Origin of the sequence: Cerasicoccus sp. TK19100 (assembly GCF_027257155.1) — a bacterium.
GTDB lineage: Bacteria > Verrucomicrobiota > Verrucomicrobiia > Opitutales > Cerasicoccaceae > Cerasicoccus > Cerasicoccus fimbriatus.
In genome coordinates, this window is the sequence record NZ_JAPWDU010000005.1 from 495,506 (window position 1) to 515,269 (window position 19,764).

General features: G+C 56.0%; 19 protein-coding genes. 9 read left to right on the forward strand and 10 right to left on the reverse strand.

The annotated features are described in order from the left end of the window. Positions 1 to 57: 57 nt before the first annotated feature. The 8 genes from O3S85_RS14560 to O3S85_RS14595 form a co-directional block, all read right to left on the reverse strand. Positions 58 to 987, reverse strand: coding sequence for a glycosyltransferase family 2 protein (locus tag O3S85_RS14560; RefSeq protein WP_269541307.1), 930 nt, complete (start codon positions 985 to 987; stop codon positions 58 to 60). Positions 988 to 989: 2 nt separating this feature from the next. After that, on the reverse strand, positions 990 to 1,964 hold the full coding sequence (locus O3S85_RS14565; protein ID WP_269541309.1) for a glycosyltransferase: 975 nt from the start codon (positions 1,962 to 1,964) through the stop codon (positions 990 to 992). Positions 1,965 to 1,983: 19 nt separating this feature from the next. Next, on the reverse strand, positions 1,984 to 3,195 hold the full coding sequence (locus tag O3S85_RS14570; RefSeq protein WP_269541311.1) for an ABC transporter ATP-binding protein: 1,212 nt from the start codon (positions 3,193 to 3,195) through the stop codon (positions 1,984 to 1,986). Between the two features lie 17 nt (positions 3,196 to 3,212). Further along, positions 3,213 to 4,058 (reverse strand): ABC transporter permease, encoded by an 846-nt coding sequence (locus O3S85_RS14575; protein ID WP_269541312.1) that lies wholly within the window; start codon positions 4,056 to 4,058, stop codon positions 3,213 to 3,215. Further along, positions 4,055 to 5,452: a hypothetical protein gene (locus tag O3S85_RS14580; RefSeq protein WP_269541314.1), complete on the reverse strand. Its 1,398-nt coding sequence runs from the start codon at positions 5,450 to 5,452 to the stop codon at positions 4,055 to 4,057. Before O3S85_RS14580 ends, O3S85_RS14575 begins: the two co-directional genes overlap by 4 nt. Positions 5,453 to 5,454: 2 nt before the next feature. Continuing rightward, entirely contained in the window at positions 5,455 to 6,225 is a 771-nt protein-coding gene (locus O3S85_RS14585) for a WecB/TagA/CpsF family glycosyltransferase (RefSeq protein WP_269541316.1), read from the reverse strand. Between the two features lie 128 nt (positions 6,226 to 6,353). Continuing rightward, a complete protein-coding gene (gene nusG, locus O3S85_RS14590; protein WP_269541318.1) occupies positions 6,354 to 6,899 on the reverse strand; it encodes a transcription termination/antitermination protein NusG in 546 nt (181 codons plus the stop codon). A gap of 3 nt (positions 6,900 to 6,902) precedes the next feature. Next, on the reverse strand, positions 6,903 to 7,397 hold the full coding sequence (locus O3S85_RS14595) for a GbsR/MarR family transcriptional regulator (RefSeq protein WP_269541320.1): 495 nt from the start codon (positions 7,395 to 7,397) through the stop codon (positions 6,903 to 6,905). A 218-nt stretch (positions 7,398 to 7,615) separates the two neighbouring features. Here O3S85_RS14595 and O3S85_RS14600 point away from each other — a divergent pair, with 218 nt between their 5' ends. The 5 genes from O3S85_RS14600 to O3S85_RS14620 all read left to right on the forward strand — a co-directional run bounded on the left by O3S85_RS14600 (position 7,616) and on the right by O3S85_RS14620 (position 12,997). Beyond that, entirely contained in the window at positions 7,616 to 8,086 is a 471-nt protein-coding gene (locus O3S85_RS14600) for a LamG domain-containing protein (RefSeq protein ID WP_269541321.1), read from the forward strand. Beyond that, a complete protein-coding gene (locus O3S85_RS14605; protein WP_269541322.1) occupies positions 8,086 to 10,710 on the forward strand; it encodes a CBM35 domain-containing protein in 2,625 nt (874 codons plus the stop codon). Before O3S85_RS14600 ends, O3S85_RS14605 begins: the two co-directional genes overlap by 1 nt. A 483-nt stretch (positions 10,711 to 11,193) precedes the next feature. Then, a complete protein-coding gene (locus O3S85_RS14610; RefSeq protein ID WP_269541324.1) occupies positions 11,194 to 11,520 on the forward strand; it encodes an RNA recognition motif domain-containing protein in 327 nt (108 codons plus the stop codon). Then, positions 11,432 to 12,556 carry a fatty acid desaturase gene (locus O3S85_RS14615; protein ID WP_269541326.1) on the forward strand — a complete coding sequence of 375 codons (1,125 nt, stop codon included), beginning with the start codon at positions 11,432 to 11,434 and terminating at the stop codon, positions 12,554 to 12,556. The genes O3S85_RS14610 and O3S85_RS14615 overlap by 89 nt, the downstream gene beginning before the upstream one ends. 192 nt (positions 12,557 to 12,748) lie before the next feature. Beyond that, positions 12,749 to 12,997 (forward strand): hypothetical protein, encoded by a 249-nt coding sequence (locus O3S85_RS14620; protein ID WP_269541327.1) that lies wholly within the window; start codon positions 12,749 to 12,751, stop codon positions 12,995 to 12,997. Between the two features lie 8 nt (positions 12,998 to 13,005). Here the strand turns inward: O3S85_RS14620 and O3S85_RS14625 are convergent, their stop codons facing one another. After that, a complete protein-coding gene (locus O3S85_RS14625) occupies positions 13,006 to 13,596 on the reverse strand; it encodes a chloramphenicol phosphotransferase CPT family protein (RefSeq protein WP_269541328.1) in 591 nt (196 codons plus the stop codon). A 206-nt stretch (positions 13,597 to 13,802) separates the two neighbouring features. Here O3S85_RS14625 and O3S85_RS14630 point away from each other — a divergent pair, with 206 nt between their 5' ends. After that, entirely contained in the window at positions 13,803 to 14,390 is a 588-nt protein-coding gene (locus tag O3S85_RS14630) for a hypothetical protein (protein ID WP_269541330.1), read from the forward strand. 4 nt (positions 14,391 to 14,394) lie between these two features. Here O3S85_RS14630 and O3S85_RS14635 read toward each other — a convergent pair whose 3' ends face one another. Beyond that, a complete protein-coding gene (locus O3S85_RS14635) occupies positions 14,395 to 15,858 on the reverse strand; it encodes an RsmB/NOP family class I SAM-dependent RNA methyltransferase (protein ID WP_269541331.1) in 1,464 nt (487 codons plus the stop codon). A gap of 21 nt (positions 15,859 to 15,879) precedes the next feature. Here O3S85_RS14635 and O3S85_RS14640 point away from each other — a divergent pair, with 21 nt between their 5' ends. The 3 genes from O3S85_RS14640 to O3S85_RS14650 all read left to right on the forward strand — a co-directional run bounded on the left by O3S85_RS14640 (position 15,880) and on the right by O3S85_RS14650 (position 19,700). Further along, entirely contained in the window at positions 15,880 to 17,739 is a 1,860-nt protein-coding gene (locus O3S85_RS14640; RefSeq protein WP_269541333.1) for a GreA/GreB family elongation factor, read from the forward strand. A 98-nt stretch (positions 17,740 to 17,837) separates the two neighbouring features. After that, entirely contained in the window at positions 17,838 to 18,770 is a 933-nt protein-coding gene (locus tag O3S85_RS14645; RefSeq protein WP_269541335.1) for an ArsR/SmtB family transcription factor, read from the forward strand. 60 nt (positions 18,771 to 18,830) lie between these two features. Continuing rightward, a complete protein-coding gene (locus O3S85_RS14650) occupies positions 18,831 to 19,700 on the forward strand; it encodes an EcsC family protein (protein ID WP_269541336.1) in 870 nt (289 codons plus the stop codon). The last annotated feature ends 64 nt before the right edge of the window (positions 19,701 to 19,764 follow it).

Sequence of the window (19,764 nt, forward strand, 5' to 3'; positions counted from 1 at the left end):
GTGCGTTCCCAAAGCCTTCGGGATGCGTAGGAACGGGCGAGACTATGAGTAAGCGCTTCAAAACTTATGGCGGTATCGGACGATTGCATACAGCAAGCCGACGCGGAAATAGGCTTGGCAGGCGCGCGATAGTTTTTCGTATGAAGGTGAACTGCCCGGGCATAGATGTGGCACATCTCGCAGGAGCGCATACTTGATTAAATAGCGTAGTTCTTTGCCGCAGTTTGCGACACCGTTATGCCGCATCTCTTGAATTTTATGCGATACACCTCCCCAAAAGTTTCGCTTAAGCAGCCACTTTGGCGACCGCAGTCTTTCTTCAAAAACAATGTGAGATACGGACATCGTTGAACTATACCAAGTTTGATAGCCCTTAGTTTCGAGTCGAACTCTCAACTCGTTCCCTTCATTGGACAGCAGACAATCTTTGACGCGGCCCAGATCCGTGCTAAAGCGGCCCACTTCAACTAAGTGGCTCTTCCAATAGGCGCTATTACCTTCGCCCAGCCATTGCTCGGCCGATGTCACTTCATAATCTCCGGGCGGATAATCTGTTCCGCTAAAGGAGCTGATGAATTGCGGGTGATACCAGGAGGGTGGTTCAAAGTCCCATTGTAATTTGATTGCGCCGCCAAGCATGCCGATCTGCTTGCGTGTGTCCGATTCGAAATGCTGCCTCACGCTGGGCAGCCAGCTGGGATCAACGAGGCAGTCGTCATCGAGGTAAATCAGCACATCGCCCTTGGCGCACTCGATAGCCTTATTGCGGGCATGGGATACACCGGCCCGATCTTCAAACACATGCTCGATAGCGTGGGCAAATGCATGCTCTTCAGCGAGGCGGCGCGTGGCCTCATCCATGCCGTTGTTGATAATGATAAACTGAACCGACTCCTTCGGATACACGTCAAACCAGTGGTCCAGCACACGCTTAAGAATCTCAGCGCGACGATAGGTGCAGATAGCGACTGTGTAATTCAACGGCACGCTCAATCGGACGCAGTGGCATTCACCGCGATTTGCTTTACTCTCCTGAGTGTGTTGAGATCGAAAGGCTCTTGGCGAAGGAGCTGTAGCTGCGTTTTCCAGTCGTCAGAGCGGATCATCCAAGAGCAGGCAGCGCGGAAAAATTTGTTCTCAAAAACATCCTTCTCCTGGCATTTGCTTTGGCCCGCAATCGTCTTGGCAATTTCTTTTAACAGAGGATAGGCATACGGAATTTTCTTTGTCCTTAGGCCGGTCATCGCCTCCGCCGAGATGCCATACGCAGTGGGCGCATTTTGGGAAAGCGCGTTGATGGCAAAATCCATATTGCCAGGGTCCACGCCATAACCCGCGCTGGTGCTATTGTGGTGAACGCGGTATTCCAAGAGAGTGTCTTCCATGTTGGCAGACTCATATTTCGCCGCAATGCGAAGCTGGATTTCGTAGTCTTCGCATTTCAAGTTGCGAAAATTGCCCACAGCTTGGCAGGCCGCTTTTGATAGCATCATCGTGCTCTGGCGAAAGGCATTTGCCCGAAGTTGATGGCAACGAATATCCAACGCGGAGAGCGGTAGTTCGCTTGCTTGGTTGATCTGATTGCCATCAGCATCGATGCATTGGATATGGGTGCCAAACATGGCGAGTTCTGGCCGCTTATCCCAAAACTGTAGTTGCGCTTCAAAGCGATTGGGGTAGCAGCGGTCATCGGCATCCAGCAGCGCGCAGCATTCGGTTGGGCTGGCATTGATCAAAGCCGCGCGGCAATCGCCCAGGGGCAACGGCTGATCGAAAAACAATTTACCGGGCAGGCGTTTGGGCACCCAGGCTTCCAGGCATTCGCGCGTTCCATCCGTCGAGCCGTTATCCCACACATACACGCTGAAATCCTTTCTGGTCTGCTGCTCCAGGCTAAGCAGGCACTCCTCGATATACGGCATGCCGTTGAGGACTGGAATCAACACGGTGAATGATGCGCTCATTGGCGAGAGGTGGGATCGCTTACTCGTCTATTTGCTTAAAATTGAACGGTGTGCAGAGCACCGCTTTATACGAGTCGTTTCGGGTTTCCGAGTAGGCACCTTCGGCGCTCACGGTAAAGGCCGCGATATCGGTAAAGTGCAGTAGCACGCCCTTGGCCGGATTGTAGGCATAGAGGTTTACCTTGTAATCACCCGGCGCGAGGACGGAGCAGAGTATCTCGTAGCGAGCCTTTATCGGGCCGCCATTGCGCTTATGCAGGACGTAATCACGGGGAAGGGTGACGAGCTGCAAGATTCGGGTTCCCGCGTTTGTGTCCAGCTCCAGGTCCATGTAAAAATCTTCCGGGCAGTCGATGTCGCTCAACTCGACATCACACGTAATGCGGCATTGTTCTGGACTCAGGAATTCATACTGCGCGGAAAACGATGTAAGGTTCAGGCTGCCACTGTTGGCGAGGATGCGCCCCTCTACGTTGAAGGTGTCACTCTGGAGATATTCGCGCATGACTTCATGCGGTTCCCCATCCTTGATGATTTTGCCTGCTTTGAGCAGGATTGTCCGTGTGCACAGGCTTTCGATTGCGAGGCTGTTGTGGCTGACAAAGAGAATCGTGCGGCCGCGTCTTTGTATGTCACGAATCATGTTCAGGCACTTGTGCTGGAAACGGGCATCGCCCACGGCCAGGACTTCGTCGACGATCATGATATCCGAGTCCAGATGCGCCGCCACGGCAAAGCCAAGGCGCACCGTCATACCAGATGAATAGCGCTTAATGGGCGTATCGATGAATTTCTCCAGTTCGGAGAAGGCGACGATCTGATCGAACTTCGAGGCAATTTCCGCTTTGGACATTCCGAGGACTGCGCCGGAGAGGTAGATGTTATCCCGTCCGCTTAGCTCCGGATGGAAACCGGTGCCGACTTCCAGTAGCGAGCTAACGCGCCCATGAATAACGGCCTCGCCGGAGGTTGGCTCGGTGATTCGTGAAAGTATCTTTAGCAGGGTTGATTTGCCGGCACCATTGTGGCCGATTATGCCAAGGATTTCGCCTGGCTGCACTTCGAAGCTGATGTCGTCCAGCGCAGTAAAGGTATTGGCGGAAGTGGCTGAACGGCGTTGGCTGATCTTGTTCCAAAAGTTTACGAGATCATCGCGTAAACTGCCGGCACCAATACCGCCGAGTTTATAGCGCTTGGTAATGTTGGAAACTTGAATTGCGGGCTTGGACATTAGCTGAAAAGGGCTCCCTACACGGTGTCAATGAATGTGCGTTGCACGCGTTGAAAGAAGACCACTGCGATTAGAAAGATGAGCAGGGTGAAGACGGCCGATAAAACCAAAGGCCACCCAGGGGGCGCGCCTGCATCCAGAAAAATCCATTTGGTGCAGCTAATGGGGGCGGCCAGTGGATTAGCCCATACCAGCCATCGCCATTCAGCGTTGATGGACGATACCGGATAAATAACCGGGGTGGCATAGAGCCCCAATTGAACAATGAACCCGAGGGCGTGCTGGAGGTCGCGGTATTTGGCTGTCAGTGCGGAGTAGAGCAAACTGATGCTAAGCGACGTCAGCATCACCAGGATTATAAGAAAGGGCAGCCAAAGTAAGCGCAGCCAGTGGACGGTGGCGGCATCGCTGCTGAGTTGATACCAAGTGTAAAATACACCGAAGATGATGAACTGGATCGTAAACGGTATCAGTTGAGTTATCTGGGTGGCCAGAGAGGGGATGATGCGCGGGAAGTAAACCTTGCTGAATAAACTGGCGTTGGCCTGCAGCGAGTTGCCACCGGCCAGGATTGATGTCGAAAACATCTGCCAGAAAAGCATGCCCGTCAGGTAGAATAGAAAGGGCGGTGCGCCATCGGTGGAAATCTTTGCGACTTTGCCAAAGATCACCGTAAAGACCAGAGCCGTCATGACTGGCTGAATAATCGCCCAGGCCGGCCCTAGAATGGTCTGCTTGTAGCGCGAGACGAAATCGCGACGGATCATTAGGAAGAGCAGATCTCGGTAGTCGATGATCTCTTTCCAATTAAAGTAGGAAGCCCGTCCGGAGGGTTTAATGATGATTTCCGTTTGGGTGCTCATTTTGCGGTGGTGCGGGTATTCATTTCATCACGTTTTACCTGTCCTGCCGAGAGGACCAAACCGGCTGATAAAATGGCGAAGCCGAGTGTGGTCTGCTGCCCCCATTGCCCATTTAAGACGAGGAATATGCAGGATGAAAAGATCAGCCAGGGTAACAGATTGCCTGATCGCAGTAGCCAGAAGGAGCGTACCGCCAGCATACCGGTTATCGAAATGCGTAGGATAATATAGGTGATGCCTAGTATGGGCCCCATCTCGATAAGCAGGCGTTCCCACTCGCTCTCACCGGCCAGGAATGCGCGTGTGCCGGTGGAAAGTTTAGCGCCGACATTAGTGCCCAGGCCGATGCCTTCGCCGACAAGGTTGTCGTAGTCATACGTTAAAAACGGGCTGATCATGTTCCCCAGTGTTCTGCCAAACACTGCTTCCTTTGCGGAGCCTTCTTCGCCGCCTTTAGCCTGCTCCCAGCGGACCATAAACGTTTCTACCCCGTCCGAAAAATAAGTGAACTGCGAGGCTATGACGAAGAATACCAGTGTCGATAAAATGATTTTAAACGTATTGTGCAGCTTTTGCCCGTTGATGACGAGGCCCGCTACAGCAAAGACAAATACCATAACAACCGAGAGTGCCAACAGACGGCTGATCGAGCCGTAGATGGCCATCAGGAATGCCGCGCCGGTGGGCACCAGCAGCCATAGTGGCAAGGTGCGGCGGTTAATGAACTCCGCCATAAAAAAGGCAAAAGCCAAAGTATAGAACTGTGCCACTCCGGAGATAAAGCTGAAGGTGCCCGGGGGACGATAGCGCCCGAGCGCACCGGTAAAGCCAACACCCTCCAAGCCGCCAACCGTTCGGTTAACCCACGCGCTTTGCGGCGCGTAAAACTGCATGCCGATCAACACTGTCATTGGGATGACGAGGATGAGCAAAAACTGGCCGATGCGCACCGTGTCATCGTAATCCAACACCTTGGGGATGACGAAGATCAGCGGGATGGCGAAAAAGTTGACCAGCACACCATAGACGGCGACGGGGATATTGCCATGCGTCACAAGAGCCAGCGGCAGGCTGACAATCGTTAAGATTCCTGCCACCGCCACGTAACCATTGATCGTATAGGCACGGGCAGGGATGGATAGCATGTAGATGAGCCCAATGACGGGAACGCGGGAAACCAGCAGTAAGTCCGAGAGCCCGGGAAGAAACCACTTGCGCAAGGCACCGTCAAAGACGAGCAGCAGCACATAAATCCAAACCAGGTACTTGATTTGTTTGCGAAGGCCGGACGCCTTGGCCTTCTTCACCGCCTTCCTTGCCGTGGGCTTGGTTTCCTCGGCTTCGGCTGTGGCGGAGTCCGCGCGGAGGCGCTGCTTGTTCTTAATGAGTGACATCGCTATGCGTTTTCCGGAGGGGGTTCAGCACCGTATCGCTTGATCAGTTTCCATAAACGCCGCGCGCGCCAGTAGCGCCCGAGGTAGCGACTTGGGTCGCTAATAATTCGCAAGAGCCAACCCAGAAACAGACGATCGCCCCACTTGGGAATGTTGGCCTGCTCACCGGTTTTAAAGGCAATGGCGGCACCGGTGCAGATGACCGCAGGGCGGTAATTGAGCTGCTGGAGAAGCCAATGCCCCAGCACTTCTTGTTTGCCGCCGGCCACATTGACCATGATCAAGTCCGGCCGCTGTGCTTCAACTTTGCGTTGCAAAGCTTCGTCACTTACCGCCCCTTCGGCGTAGTGTGGTGCCACGTAGAATTGCTCGTCGCTCACCTCGAGCCCGAGCCGGGCCAGATAGTCTTTGGTGCGTTGCAGAGACTCTTCGGTGGGCATGACCCATAGCTGGCTCATTCGCTTTAACTGCGTGACATTGGCCAGCATGGTTTCGAGTAACAGCAGGCCGGAGAGGCGTGAGAGTTGTTCGCCGTGCAGCGTCTTCCAGCACAGGACGAGAAACCCGCTATCGAGGACAGCGGTATCAGCCGACAGCACTGCTTGGCGGTATGCTGGCATGCGGTCCATATCAGCCAGATTGGGGCCCGAGGGGGCCACGGTCAGTCCGCCTTGCAGCACTTGCTCAACCGCTTCTTCGGGCGTGCCCTGGAAGAAGTTGATCCCGAGCACGCGTGCGGTGTGTTGTGTGGATATGTCTGCCGTTTTGGCCATGTTAGCGTGGGGCGCGGGCACGCTGCCGCCCTTGGCCGGATGCGCTGTGGCGCAAAGCCAATCGCTGCGATGCTGGGTTGTGGGTTTCGCCCATTGGGCGGGTGGGGCGCTAATGCTGCGCCATTCAGTTAATCGGAAAACGGGTTCTCAAACATGCGCTCGATTTCTTCCAGGGGGAGGGTGATCTCCTGTTCGCGGCCAAGGATTTCGAGCAGCACTTTCACGCGCTCGGCGGACGGGGCCAGCCCGACGACTTCTGCCTCGCTGCCCGAGAAAATGCCTTGGATCAGCCGCACGCGTTCACCGGGCATCAGGGGCTTGGGCTCCAGCTCAAGCACACCTTCGGGCGCGAGTTCGCGAATCTCTTCGATCAGTTCATCGCGCAGTGAGACGAGCTTGTCGCCGCGCTTGATGATGTAGGCCACGCCTTGCGAATATTGCACGGCGCGGCTGGAGTTGACCGGCGAGAAACGGCAAAACAGATAGCCGGGAAAAATCGCTTCACTGGTCATCCGCTTGCCCTTGCTGTTTTGCTTCGGGTAGCGCGCCATAGGGAGGATGGCTTCGACTTCGGGAAGCGTCAGCAGGGTTTTGTAGGCGGCCCGTTCGCGCCGTGGTTGCGTCTTCACGCAGAACCAGAAGGGCGTTTCGCAACTGGGTGGAATTAAAGGCATGCTTTAGAAATTGATAAACTTGGCGATGGCTGGGGTGACGCGCCCGGCGATGTTGTGCAGGCGGCGCAGCTTGTCGATGCGGGTGCGGTAATGCTCGGCGTGTTCGGCAGGGGCTTTAGAGGATAATTCCTCCATGTGGTCGATCGCTTGCTGGCCGACTTCGATATGCGGGCGCAGTTGGTCGTCGATAAAATTGGAGATCAGCTTACGAAACTCAGTTTCCGGCAGGTAATGATCCTTACGTTGTCCGGGAATGTAAGCGACGCGAATCGCCTTGAGCGCCCGCAGTTGACGTAGGCCTTGGCTGGCTGAGCCCAGGCTAATACCCAGGCGCGAGGTAATGTCGTCCATCGAAACCGGCTCCGGCGAGATGTAAACCAGCCCGTAAATCTGGCCAATCGATTTGGGCAAACCCAGCACTTGCACGAGCCGAACGAACATTGCGACGGTTTCCGCCTCCAGTTCGGTAAGCTCCTTAACTGCCGCATGGTCATCCATTTAAGAGACTATCATCGGCAGAACTGCGTTTTCTTCAAGTTTTTTTGAAATAAATGATGGTCGCGTCTTGGCGGTAGAATGGCGGGGGTAATTTAGGATATGGTTTCAGCCTGCAGCCATTGATTCGGCTAATCGCGTAAAGTAGGAATCGCAACCAGCAATGCGCAACTCATCACCCCGCGCATTGACGTTCCCGAACCCCTAATCCCCTAATCTCTATGCTGAATAAACGCACGCCTGTGGTGCGGCTTTCCTTGGCCGCCGCATTGTTCTCAGGCACGACGATCTCCTCTGCGCAAACGCAGGATCAACTCACGCCCGAACAGGCGTTCCCGCCCGCGCTCAACTTCTCCGACTTCGAGATGGTCTTCGAAGACGAGTTCGACCTGACCAATAGCAACGGCGACCCCATACTTGATACCTACTACTGGACGGCCGAGCTGCGCGAACAGACGAGCCCCGCCACCAAGCGTGGCGCCTTCCCGCACCCCGAGGCGGTGCAGGTGATGCCCGACGGTACGGTCGTGCTCTCGGCTTATCGCGACGAAGATACTTCGAAAGATCCCAATGGCGAACTGCGCAATGGCGTGCTGACCTCGAAGGAAAAGTTCCACGCGAACTACGGCTACTGGGAGGCGACGATTAAGTGGGAGAACATCGCCAGCGGAACCGCGGCGGCCTTCTGGTGATGCCTGCGTCGACGCCCAACTCGCCCGAGGCAGGTGTCGAAATCGACGTCATCGAAATCCGTGGTCGCCGCGCTGGCGGCTTTTGGACGGACGATGCAAGCCCCTACGATCCGGTCTTACATCCCAATGGCTACATCCACTTCATCAACAGAGCTACCGGCGATATCGTCGACATCGCACCATCGGAGTATAATGCTAAGCTACACGACAGAATCTACGATTTATCCGACGACCTGAACTTCGGCGTGCACTGGGATGGCTATTCCTCGAACCAAAATTCCATCTGGGCTACCCTGCAACCCAACGGCGATGACAATACTCTGTTCGATGGATTGTTCCACACCTATGGCTTGTTGTGGACGCCGGATGAGTACGTGCTCTATTACGACGGTGTGGAAATTCTCCGCATACCGCGTGCGGATGACACCTCAACGCCGGACTTCGATGAGGGCTGGCTGAGCTCCGAAAAGAATTCCAACGATGCAAAGCTCATTACGTATACCTACCCCAAAAGTGGACGCCCGAAAAGCAACTACGAAGCTTCCGACGAAAAGGCAATCAGCCAGGCGCTGCAGCATTTGATCCTGTCGGTCGAAGTGCGCGATCCCAACTTTGGTCCACAGGACAATTGGGTCGGTCCGCTGTATGAACTCGGCCCGCAGGGTGATCCCGCCAACACCAAGATGGTCGTCGACAGCGTGCGCGTGTATGAGATGAAAAGTCTGCAGGCGATCCAGACTCCGGCGCAGCCCAACGTTCTGGGTGCCTCCACGTTTATTAACGCTGAGAATTACGACAATGGCGGGCAGGGCATCGCCTTTATGGATCGCTACGATTCCGGCCCGGACGCCGTCTTCACGCAAGCTGAGCGCGAGGCGCACACACCGCAAATCGACATCGCGGACTTCGGTAGCGGTGATTACTACATCCAGGATTTCGAAGCGCGCGAGTGGGTCGAATACACCGTGACTCCCGGGGCACCCGGCTACTACGCGGTCTCCGTCGATGCGGGTAACCCGGCCATCGATTACCCGACGAGCAAAGAAGACGGAAAAGCGCGTACGAGCTTGCTTTTCTCGGCAGACCACGACGGCCTCGGCTCAATCATCATTGATGCCAGCACACAGAGCGGAGCAGGCAAAATTCGTCGCCATGCTTTGCCGGTACCGGTGGGTATTTTCTGTCCTACGATAATGAATATCCAAGCGCTAACCAACAGCGATGTTTTGGTGGAAGTTGATTCCTCCACTACCACCTACATCGACTTGGAAACCTACGTCGACGGTCTGCAGTTTGACTACCTGGGCAACGTCATCGACTCCCGCGAAGCCGAGACGGCAACGCTCACTGGATCGATCTCTAGAGGCGACGGTTACCTGACCAACTTCAACAATGCCGGTGAAGCGCGGTTCGCGAATCTACCCGGCTGGGATGGCGAGGCAGCCAAGTTGCTCATCCGCTATTCCGTGGTGGATAACGGCAGCAATACGCCGTTCCTCAAGGTGCGCGTCAATAACGCCTTTGTGCAGGATGGCGGCAGCGATCTGTTGCTCACGCTTCAGCCCGACAACACCCTTTACGAGAAGGGCTACGAGCGCTCTTACTACCGCTATGTCACGGTCGATATCCCCGCTGGCATGCTTACGGCCAATAGCACGAGCAACACGCTCGACATCGTTTCCGATGGCAGCTCCAACGAGGAAATCCGCATCGACTGGATTGCCCTCGCGTCCGAGATCGACTTGCCAGCTCCGGTGTGCAACTGCTGCAGCTCCGGCGGTGAAACCGTTACCCTCGAAGCCGAGGACGGCACGCTGATCGGCGGCGCATTCCAGGGCAGCGACGCCGGCGCCTCGGGCGGTTATTTCGTCAATGGTCTCTGGAGCATCGACTCGGCCGTAGAGTGGTCGGTTACTGCAGCCAGCGCAGGCGACGCCACGCTCTCGCTCACCTATGCTTACGATAGCGCGGGCAATACGACGACGCGTTCCTTTATCGTTAATGGAACCGAGGTTGCCGACCTCACGCTCGATGGCGATAACCCGGGCTTCACCGGTGTGGCCACTGCGACTGTAGCGCTCAATACCGGAGCCAACACGATCTGGATAGGCCGTTTGGCCAACGATGGCGGCGGTGCCGTGAAGTTTGACGTGCTCGATGTGCAACTACCGGGCAGCGCGCCTGTCGCGTCGCTCAACTTGACCGTTGAAGCCGAGGCGACCACTGTGTTCGGCAGTGATGCCTACACGACCCTCGTGGGCGACGCCACCATCGGCACGCATGCCAACGCCAATGGCGGCGCGTATGTCGATGGCTTGAACAAGTCATTCACCGGGGTGGAATTCAACCTCGGCAATAACGTTCCGGCTGGCAACGCTACGCTCACCATCCGCTACGCCAACGGCGGCAGCGCGACGGTCACCAAAGCGCTCGAAGTGAACACCGTGGCGACCGATGTCGATTTCCCCGTGACGGGTAGCTGGAACACCTTCCAGGAGATCACACTCCCGGCGGACATCACACTCGACGGCGATGGCTCGGACGTGCTGCGCATCTGGCGCAAATACGTCACCGCGGCCGACACCGGTTCGCTGCGCATCGACAGCATCACCCTGCAAAATTAAGCGTGTCAATCTCGTGAGAGACTGGCGCGGGCACCCAGTGTGGTGCCCGCGCTTTTTTATGGAGCGGTTCCGGCGCTGCTGATGAGACCGCACTCGATAGATGCTTGGCGAGCATCCGGAAATAGATTTCAGACAGGTATTTATTGTGCTTGCTTGTCGTGCGTATTCTGCCAGATTGCGGCCTCATTAGCAGTTTTTCACTGCAGGATGCCGGTCAGAAATATTTGTGCGGTAACCAAGCCCTGTCTGGCCTAGAATCGATGAGAGTATTGCCAGGGTTCATCTTCCCTCGTCGATAATCGCACTTCTCATATATTTTCTGAACTCAATTTACGCGCTCGAGTTTTACCGCTGGTGGAACTCTTTGTTGAGCGTATTTTTTTCGCCCAAGGGTAATGATATCTGTAGGCCTGCAATTCTGGGCTTTGCGTCATTGTGCCCGGCATTGCCGAACACACACCCAATGCCGCAGAAAGTAAAGTAATGGATATATTTGTCGGGAATCTGCCCTACGATATTGAAGAGAGTGGTATTGAAGAAGCCTTCGCCGCTCATGGAACTGTCAACCGCGTCAAGCTCTTGCTGGACCGTGAAACCGGCCGCTCACGTGGCATTGCGTTTGTGACCATGGATGATTTTAAGGAAGCCCAAGCGGCAATTAAAGCCATGGACGGCCAGGAGCTCGGCGGTCGCCAGATCAATGTGAATCAGGCGCGCGAGCGTGAACAAGGCCCTCGCCAAGGCGGTGGTGATAAATTCCGTCGCAGTGGTGGCGGTGGTGGGGGATCACGCGGTCGTGATCGCTACTAAACCCGACCAGCCACAAGCTTGTGTGTCGCATCCGGTGGATTCCGGGTGCGATGGCAAGCCGGTCCCACTTAAAGGCAAAGCGCTGATTCTGGCCAGTAAGGAGTTTGCCCATGAAAACCGCGCTAAGAGCTGGTGGGTGTTTCTGTCGACGCTTGCCTATTTTGGGGTGTGCGTCTACGGAACGATAGCGCCCTGGGCTTGGCCGGCGCGGCTGATTTGCAGTGTCTTGTGCGGTTTGCTGATGGTGCGCATGTTTGTTATTTTTCATGATCACCAGCACCACGCTATTTTAGACCGCTCACGTGTGGCGGATTTTTTAATGCGCCTGGTGGGTATTCTTGCACTGACGCCCAGCAGCATCTGGAAGAGCTCACACAACTACCATCACAACAACAATTCGAAGCTCAAGAGCGCCCGCATCGGCTCGTTCCCCATCATGACGCGTGACCACTACGATCGCGCTAACTTCAAGACGCGCTTCGAATACCGCTTCATGCGCCACCCGATTACGATGCTATGCGGTTATCTTACCGTGTTTCTCATGGGGATGTCGGTGCTACCTTTTTTAGAAGACCCGAAGAAGCATTTGGACGGACTTTTGGCGATACTCCTCCACATTGCCCTGATGGGAACACTGTTTCTTTTCGGCGGATTTAGCGCAGTGTTACTCACGATGCTGATCCCGTATTCGATCGCGATGGCCCTGGGCACTTACCTGTTTTACGTGCAGCACAATTTCCCCGATGTTCTCTTCCGTGATCGCAAGGGCTGGACCTATGAGGGCGCAGCGCTGGATTCATCCAGCTTTCTCCGTTTGCCCCGGATCATGCATTGGTTCACGGGCAATATCGGCTACCATCACATTCATCACCTCAACGCCAAGATTCCGTTCTACCGGCTGCCTGAGGCGATGAACGCTATGCCCGAGCTGCAGCAGCCCAAGAGCTCCAGCCTGCACCCAGTCGAAATCTTGCGTTGCCTGAAACTGGCCGTCTGGGACGTCGACGCCCAGCGCATGGTGCCGCTACCCAAGTAGCCGCATCGCTTGATTTTAAATGGGCGCATCGCGTCGCATGTCGCGCTGAAGTAGACTTGATAACTTTCGGTCATCAAAGTTGTCAGCACGCTTACCGAGGCAGCTGAGTCATGTAGGGCTCGCGCTTGCGCGACGCCGCATTCGCTCGCGCCACCTATTGCGGCATCGCGCGAGCACGAGCCCTACAGCCCGATGAAACGGTTGCGAAAACTCATATTCGGCCAACCGAAGCAACTGAGCCAAAATAAGAAAGCCTATACTGTTGTTTTGAAAAAGCCTACTGCTGCTTTTTTAAAAAGCCCTATGCTTTGTTTTGGAAAAGCCGCTAGTGTTGTTTGTCCAACAACAGTAGTGTTGTTGCGCCGACATAGCCACTGTTGTTGGAGCAACACAAGTGCCGTTGTTTTTGAAAAGCCTTATGGGGTTTATTTCGGCCACTAGCATGCAGGTTATTTGCGATGCGAGGTAGTATTGTCTGGCTTAGCCTTCGTCTGCTCCTGCCTCAGGCGCTCAAATGCTTTAGGCTTAATGCCAGACTTTAGGAGATTACAGAGCTTGGATGCGCAGGCATCGGGGGTGAGGGTGCCGGTGTCGATGACAAGATCGTAGTCACCATATTGATGCACGCGGTCGTATTGCCAGCGGGCAAAGCCGACTTGCCGGTCGCCGCGCTGTTTTTCCCTTCGTTCCAGTTCTTCGAGCGGGCATTCCACTCCGACGAAATACACGTCGAAGCCCGCGAGTGAATCGAGGCATTGCTCCAGCCACACGTGGCTTTCCATCACATAATCGATGATGACCGGGAAGCCACATTCGACAATATTGGGCAATGATTTGTTGAACGCACCGATCAGCGGCCAGAGCACTTGCTTGCGGACTTCGTCGTCGTCCAACACATGTTGCGGAAACATGAAAATGAAGCTATCAATCGAAGCATAAAGCGTGGGCTCGCCCCATTGCCGCTGAAACTCCTTGGCCATCGTCGTCTTTCCGGCGCTGGAAGTGCCGTTGAGGAAAAGGACTGGCTGAGGATGGGGCATGGTTAGTTGGCATACTGTAAGTGTAGTAAACCATGATGCGCAATTTATTTAACCACGAAGGACACGAAGGACACGAAGAGCACGAAGGCTGAGAGGCAGCGTTTTTCTTTAACCGCGGAGGACGCGGAGAGCAGGGAGGTCGAAACTGAATAGCCAGACTATCACATTTATAATATTGCTTATCTGCTTCTCTGTGAGTGGAAATAATGCTATTTATTTTAGCAGAGTCATATATGTTCGAATCATTTAACCAACATTACTCAGTCTTTAAAAGCAAAGCCTTTATTAAGCAGGATATCACCAAATTACCGGCGGTGGATCAGCATTTTATGGAATGCATCGCTCTCTTAGGCGGTAAATCTTATAACTATGGGCTCTATCAAGTTTTCGACGAAGAAGGCGTTCTGAAGGAAACTTCGATTCTTTGGGAAATCATCCCAAAGTCTCGTGACCGCGCTACAGCTTTTGGTTGTGATTGGCTGGGGCGCTATTTTGCGATAGATGCTGATCGCATGGAAGATGGTTTGCCTTTGGTTCTTATGGTGGAATCAGATGAAAGAGTCGTGTACGAGGTTCCCCTATCTGTTGTGAATTTTCACAATCAGGAATTGGTAGATGATCCAGAGAATACTCTGGCGCTTTCATATTTCAAAGCATGGCGGAATATTGCTGAGCGAGATTTGGAATTATCGGAATGTTTAGGCTACAAGATTCCGTTATATCTAGGTGGAAGTGATGACGAATCGAACTTGGAGATAGTCGATCGCGAAACTTACCTAAAGGTCACTAGTTAGCCAATCACTCCCGCTCCAGCCTGAACACCGTGGCACCGTCGAAGCCGGTGGCGGGTGGGGTGGATTCGGCGGTGGCCGTGACGGTCCACTCCGGATTGGCTTCGAGGAAGGCCTCCACGACGCCGCTGTTTTCCTCGGGTTCGAGGGAGCAGGTGCTGTAGATCAGGCGGCCACCGTCGGCGACGAATTCGGCGGCCTTGGTGAGGAGCTTTAGTTGGAGCTCGGCGCAGTTGGTGAGGTCCTTGGGCAGCAGGCGGGATTTAACGTCGGGGCGTCGGCGGATGACGCCGGTGTTCGAGCACGGGGCGTCGAGAAGCACAGCGTGGTAGGCACCAAATTCGTCGGGCTGCGCTTCGAGCAAGTCCAGCGCGACCAGGTGCAGTTCGGGGCCGTCGTCGTCGTTGGCCCATTTGCGCAGGTTTTCGTCAAGCTGGTCGATGCGGGGGCCGGGTGCGTCGAGCATCACGAGGGTGCCGGTAGGGACGTCGCCGAGGGCCTCGATCAGGTAGCTGGCCTTGCCGCCGGGTGCGGCGCACAGGTCGAAGACGGCTTCGCCGGGTTGGACATCGGCCAGCGCGGGCGCGAGCCAGGTGGCGGGGTCCTGCGCGTAGGCCTGGCCGGAATTGAGATGTTCCAGCGCATCGGTCCATTTGGCGTCGGGGCCCAATTGGTAAAACCAGGGTAGGGCGGTGGTGGACTTTAGCGGATTGTCCGACTCGATGGCCTCAGTGAGGGAGTCGATCTGCAACGGTAGCCAGCCAGCGGGCGGAGGCGTCCCGGCCGCGCGCCAGCGTAGCAGCGGCTCGGCCGCACCCTGATTATAAAGCAGGGCCTTCTCAGTCCAATCGGAGCCACGTTCGGCGATCCAGCGGCGTACGAGCCAGTCCGGGTGGCTGGTGCGCAGGCCGAGTGAGCCGCTTTCGGCAACTTCCTCCATTAGCCCACGGCAGCGGCGGAGGATGGCGTTGGTGAACTTTGCCTCGCCGGGGGTAAGGGCTTTTTTGACGCGCTCCACGGTGAAGTCGGCAATCTTGGGGAGGGATTCGTCGGCTTCGAGGCCGGGGAAAAAGATGGCCGAGGGTTGGCCGTCGTCGTCTTTTTTCGACTTCTTGGCCTTGGGGATGTGGGCCCCGGCGGCGATATTTTCCAGCCACTCGGCGAGGGCAATGGCTAGCATGGCACGCAGTTGGGGGCGGGGCGGGCGCTCGATCAAGGTGTCCAAGAGGTAGCTAATCAAGCGATTATGTCGCATCGCGCCGTAAAACAAGCGTTGACAACGGCGCCTTTCCTCAGACGGAATAGAAGCGGACAAACCATTCAACAGCGCATCAGCCTTCTGGTTGGGGCGCGAGGCAAACTTCTCGCACAGCGCGACCGCCAAGGCCCAGCCATCCGCGGACGCGCCGTGTTTCTTTTTCGACTGACCGGAGTTATCTGGGAGGTTTGAAGAGTTGGAAGTGGGCCTCATTTCAGATCACTTAATAAACCCATGAACCAAGAAGCAATCGATTTGCTCATTCAAAAGCAGCCCAAGTTGGCTGGCTCACGTGACAAGCTGGAAGCAATGCAAGCCGGCGCGTACTGCATGCATCGCTCCTTCGGCTTTGGCATTATCAAAGGCTATGATGAAGCCGAAGCTAAGCTGATTATCGACTTCGAAGACGGTAAGGAAGGCCACCTGATGGCCCCGGCATTCTGTGTCGATAAGCTGGAAATCCTTGAGCCGGAGAACATCCTCGTGCGCCGCCGCACCGAGCCCGACGTCATTGAGGAGATGATTAAGAAGCGTCCGGGCGATCTGATTGTTGAAATCCTTTCCCGCCTGCCTGACCAGGAAGCCAGCCCGACCGAGCTCGAGCTGCTGCTGTCCCGTCTGCTGGGCCCCACCAAGTTCAAGAAGTGGTGGACGCAGACCAAGAAAGTCCTCGTTAAGGACCCGCGCGTGCAAACGCCGTCCCGCAAGATCGACCCGTATATTTTGCGCGACGAGCCGCTCAAGCCCGAGCAGGAAATTCTGGAAGACTTCTACGTGCTCAAGCAGCCTAAGAAGAAGATCCTCCTCGCCGAAAAACTTTACCAGATCTCGGAGAACGTCAACGAGGTCGAGTCCGATCTGCCGAACATTTTCGAGCACCTCACGGAAGCCGTTAAAAAGGCCCACGGCCTCAGCCAAGCTGAGCGTCTGCACGGCGTCTGGGTCCGCAATGACCTGGCCCGCCACCTCGCCGCCGACCCGGAAACCATCGAGCCGACCTCGAAGTCGCTCATCATGGAAACCGACGACCTTAACGAGCTCGCTTCGGAAATCCCCACCGGCTACCAGAAGCGCTTCCTCGACCTGATTTCCCGCACTTACCCGGACAACTGGCAGACCGTCGCCATCGACATCCTGCGTAACTCCGAGGGTAAGATGACCAGCGAAAGCATTTCGTTCCTTGTGGACCGCGAATGCGAGCAGCTCGTCGCCGACCACTTCAAGCGCTGGCTCCGCGAGCAGAATCTGCGCGGCCCCGTCCTGTTGTGGATCATTAAGAACCGCAACAGCCGCAAGTTCCGCAAGCTCGTGGACGGCCTCATCGGCCCGCGTTTCTTGAACAACGTCCTTTACGCGATCGACCTCGAAGCGCTGCAAAACACCGGCACCCGCCGCATCCCGCTGGGTGACATTCTGTCCGACGACAAGGAGCTGATCACCGATATGCTTGCCGACGCCAGCGAAGAAGAAGCACGCGACTTGGCGCAAGGCCTCCTGCTCAACCAGGGCTTCGAAGACTTGACCAAGAAGTCGCTGCTGGCGCGCTTCATCAAGTCCTTCCCGAGCATTCAGACGCTTATTTCCGGCTCGCAGCCCGAGAAGGTGGAAGACCTCATCGTTTCGCAAAAGAGCTACGATGCGCTCAACGCCGAACTGCGCGACCTCATCGAGAAGAAGATTCCGGAGAACAAGGAAGCCATCGCGGTTGCCCGCGAACACGGCGACTTGAAGGAAAACTCCGAATACAAGATGGCCCGCCAGGACCAGGACACGCTCATGGCCCGCAAGGCCAACCTCGAGCGCGACCTCGGCCGCGCACGTGTCACGGACTTCACCGACGCTGGCACGGACACCGTGGGCGTTGGCTCGATTGTCAAGCTGAGCAACAGCGAAGGGGCCTCGGAAGAATACGCCATCCTCGGCGCGTTCGACTCCATGCCGGAGCAGAATATCCTCTCCTACAAGACTCCGCTGGGCCAAGCCCTGCTGGGCAAGGGCGTGGGCACGACGGTCACCACCGAGATCGACGGCAACTCCGTCCAGTGGACCATCGAAGGCCTCGAACGCTGGGTCGAGTCCGGCCGCAAGCTGTAAGCCGTTGGTAGTTATCAATTATCGATTTTCAGTTTTCCATTATCAGTTGCTAATCCATTGAAAATTGATAACTGGAAACTGAATCTTGATAATTGACTATGCCTTCTTGGGACACCCTTAAGCTACTTGCCGATCCGACGCGCCTGCGGTTGATACAACTGCTGCGCCAGGAGGAGCTGTCGGTGGCCGAGCTGCAGGAGTTGCTCGACATGGGGCAGTCGCGGATTTCGTCGCACCTGGCTCTGCTGCGGCAGGGCGGGCTGCTGACCGACCGCAAAGAGGGCAAGAAGACGTTTTACTCACTCAGCGAAGCAATCGGCGAAACGACGATGCGCCTGGTGGACGCCTGTTATGAGGCGGCGCAAGAGGAACCGGAATTTGCCGAAGACGAGAAAAACCTCGAGCGTGTGCTGGATCGGCGCCGCCGCGCTTCGGAGGAATACTTTAACCAAGTCGCCGGTCGTCTCGGGCGTAACTATTGTCCGGGGCGTTCGTGGGAAGCGATTGGCCACTTCCTGCTGCACCTGACGCCGCACATCAACATCGCGGACCTCGGGGCGGGCGAAGGGGTGTTGTCTCAGCTACTTGCCCAGCGGGCCAAGACGGTCTACTGCATCGATAATTCGCCGCGCATGGTGGAGGTCGGGACGGAGTTGGCCGCGAAGAACAACATCGACAATCTTTACTACAAGCTGGGCGACATCGAGAACGTTCCGCTGGAAAACGAGAGCATCGAGCTGGCGCTGTTGAGCCAGGCGCTGCACCACGCGGAGAAGCCGGCGAAGGCGATTGCCGAAGCCCACCGTATCTTGAAGCCCGGCGGAAAGCTCGTGATCCTCGACCTGAAGGAGCACCAGTTTGAAAAAGCCCGTGAGCTCTATGCGGACCGCTGGCTGGGCTTCCCGGAGAATACGCTTTACCACTGGCTAAAGGATGCCGGATTTGGCGGGGTGAAGGTCAACGTCGTCTCCCGTGAGGAGGGCGATCCGGGCTTTGAGACAGTTATGGCCAGCGGCGAGAAGGCGGATTAAAATTATCCGCGCAAATCACGTTGCCGGAACATTAACGAGCGTGTTATTGTCTTTGCCTTCATGAGCAAGCCGCCGCCACTACCGATGGACGCTCCCGTGTGGAGCGAGCAGGATCACGCTGATTTGCAGATGGCGCATCGCATTCTGGAGCGCAGCAGTTTTGCGAATCAGGTGGTGAACATGCTCGGCGCGCCGATCGAGAAAGGCCTTGAGCTGTTGCCCGACAAGGCTCACGGCGTCATCATTGGCGCGACGGATAAGGCCCTGCGCGCAGCGCTCGAAGTGGCACTCAAAACTCTGGAGAAAGACCGCATCGCCGCCGCCAGGAATACCATCCACAAGCTCGCGACCGCGACGACTGGCGGGGTGGGGGGCGCGTTCGGTTGGGCATCACTGCCGGTCGAACTGCCGATTTCCACGACGATTATGTTGCGCTCGATTGCGGACGTGGCTCGCAGTCAGGGCGAGGATTTAAAACAACCCGAGGCGCGACTGGCGTGCATTGAGGTCTTTGCGCTGGGCAATAAAACCAAACAGGAAGGCTCCGACGCGAGTTATATTGCGATCCGCGCGTTGCTCGCCCAGCGGGTGACTGAAGCCGCGCAGTATGCAGCGCAAAAAGGCGTGCTCGACGCGGCGTCGCCACCGCTGACCCGTTTTGTGGCCAAGGTCGCGGAGCGCTTCAGCATAACGGTTACGGAAAAGGCGGCCGCCGTGATGGTGCCTGCCATTGGCGCGGTAGGCGGCGCGATTGTGAACACGTATTTCACTGGATTTTATCAGGATATGGCGCTGGGGCACTTCATCATGCGCCGTCTGGAGCGCAAGTTTGGCCAGGATGTCGTGCAGGCTGAATATCTGGAGCTGGATAAGGCCAAGGGGAAAAAGGGAAAAGCCAAGACGCTGCCCAAAGCTGCTGACAAGGGGTAGTTTCGCACCCAGCCGGGGAATAATCGAGCGGTAGAGCGGCTCGTAGGGGTAATGACTCCGGAAT

Bases quoted from the DNA above. Each gene is read 5' to 3' on its own strand.
- O3S85_RS14565 (WP_269541309.1), bottom strand. From the start codon at position 1,964: ATGAGCGCATCATTCACCGTGTTGATTCCAGTCCTCAACGGCATGCCG.
- O3S85_RS14570 (WP_269541311.1), bottom strand. From the start codon at position 3,195: ATGTCCAAGCCCGCAATTCAAGTTTCCAACATTACCAAGCGCTATAAA.
- O3S85_RS14575 (WP_269541312.1), bottom strand. From the start codon at position 4,058: ATGAGCACCCAAACGGAAATCATCATTAAACCCTCCGGACGGGCTTCC.
- O3S85_RS14580 (WP_269541314.1), bottom strand. From the start codon at position 5,452: ATGTCACTCATTAAGAACAAGCAGCGCCTCCGCGCGGACTCCGCCACA.
- O3S85_RS14585 (WP_269541316.1), bottom strand. From the start codon at position 6,225: ATGGCCAAAACGGCAGACATATCCACACAACACACCGCACGCGTGCTC.
- nusG (WP_269541318.1), bottom strand. From the start codon at position 6,899: ATGCCTTTAATTCCACCCAGTTGCGAAACGCCCTTCTGGTTCTGCGTG.
- O3S85_RS14595 (WP_269541320.1), bottom strand. From the start codon at position 7,397: ATGGATGACCATGCGGCAGTTAAGGAGCTTACCGAACTGGAGGCGGAA.
- O3S85_RS14600 (WP_269541321.1), top strand. From the start codon at position 7,616: ATGCTGAATAAACGCACGCCTGTGGTGCGGCTTTCCTTGGCCGCCGCA.
- O3S85_RS14605 (WP_269541322.1), top strand. From the start codon at position 8,086: ATGCCTGCGTCGACGCCCAACTCGCCCGAGGCAGGTGTCGAAATCGAC.
- O3S85_RS14610 (WP_269541324.1), top strand. From the start codon at position 11,194: ATGGATATATTTGTCGGGAATCTGCCCTACGATATTGAAGAGAGTGGT.
- O3S85_RS14620 (WP_269541327.1), top strand. From the start codon at position 12,749: ATGAAACGGTTGCGAAAACTCATATTCGGCCAACCGAAGCAACTGAGC.
- O3S85_RS14625 (WP_269541328.1), bottom strand. From the start codon at position 13,596: ATGCCCCATCCTCAGCCAGTCCTTTTCCTCAACGGCACTTCCAGCGCC.
- O3S85_RS14630 (WP_269541330.1), top strand. From the start codon at position 13,803: ATGCTATTTATTTTAGCAGAGTCATATATGTTCGAATCATTTAACCAA.
- O3S85_RS14635 (WP_269541331.1), bottom strand. From the start codon at position 15,858: ATGAGGCCCACTTCCAACTCTTCAAACCTCCCAGATAACTCCGGTCAG.
- O3S85_RS14640 (WP_269541333.1), top strand. From the start codon at position 15,880: ATGAACCAAGAAGCAATCGATTTGCTCATTCAAAAGCAGCCCAAGTTG.
- O3S85_RS14645 (WP_269541335.1), top strand. From the start codon at position 17,838: ATGCCTTCTTGGGACACCCTTAAGCTACTTGCCGATCCGACGCGCCTG.
- O3S85_RS14650 (WP_269541336.1), top strand. From the start codon at position 18,831: ATGAGCAAGCCGCCGCCACTACCGATGGACGCTCCCGTGTGGAGCGAG.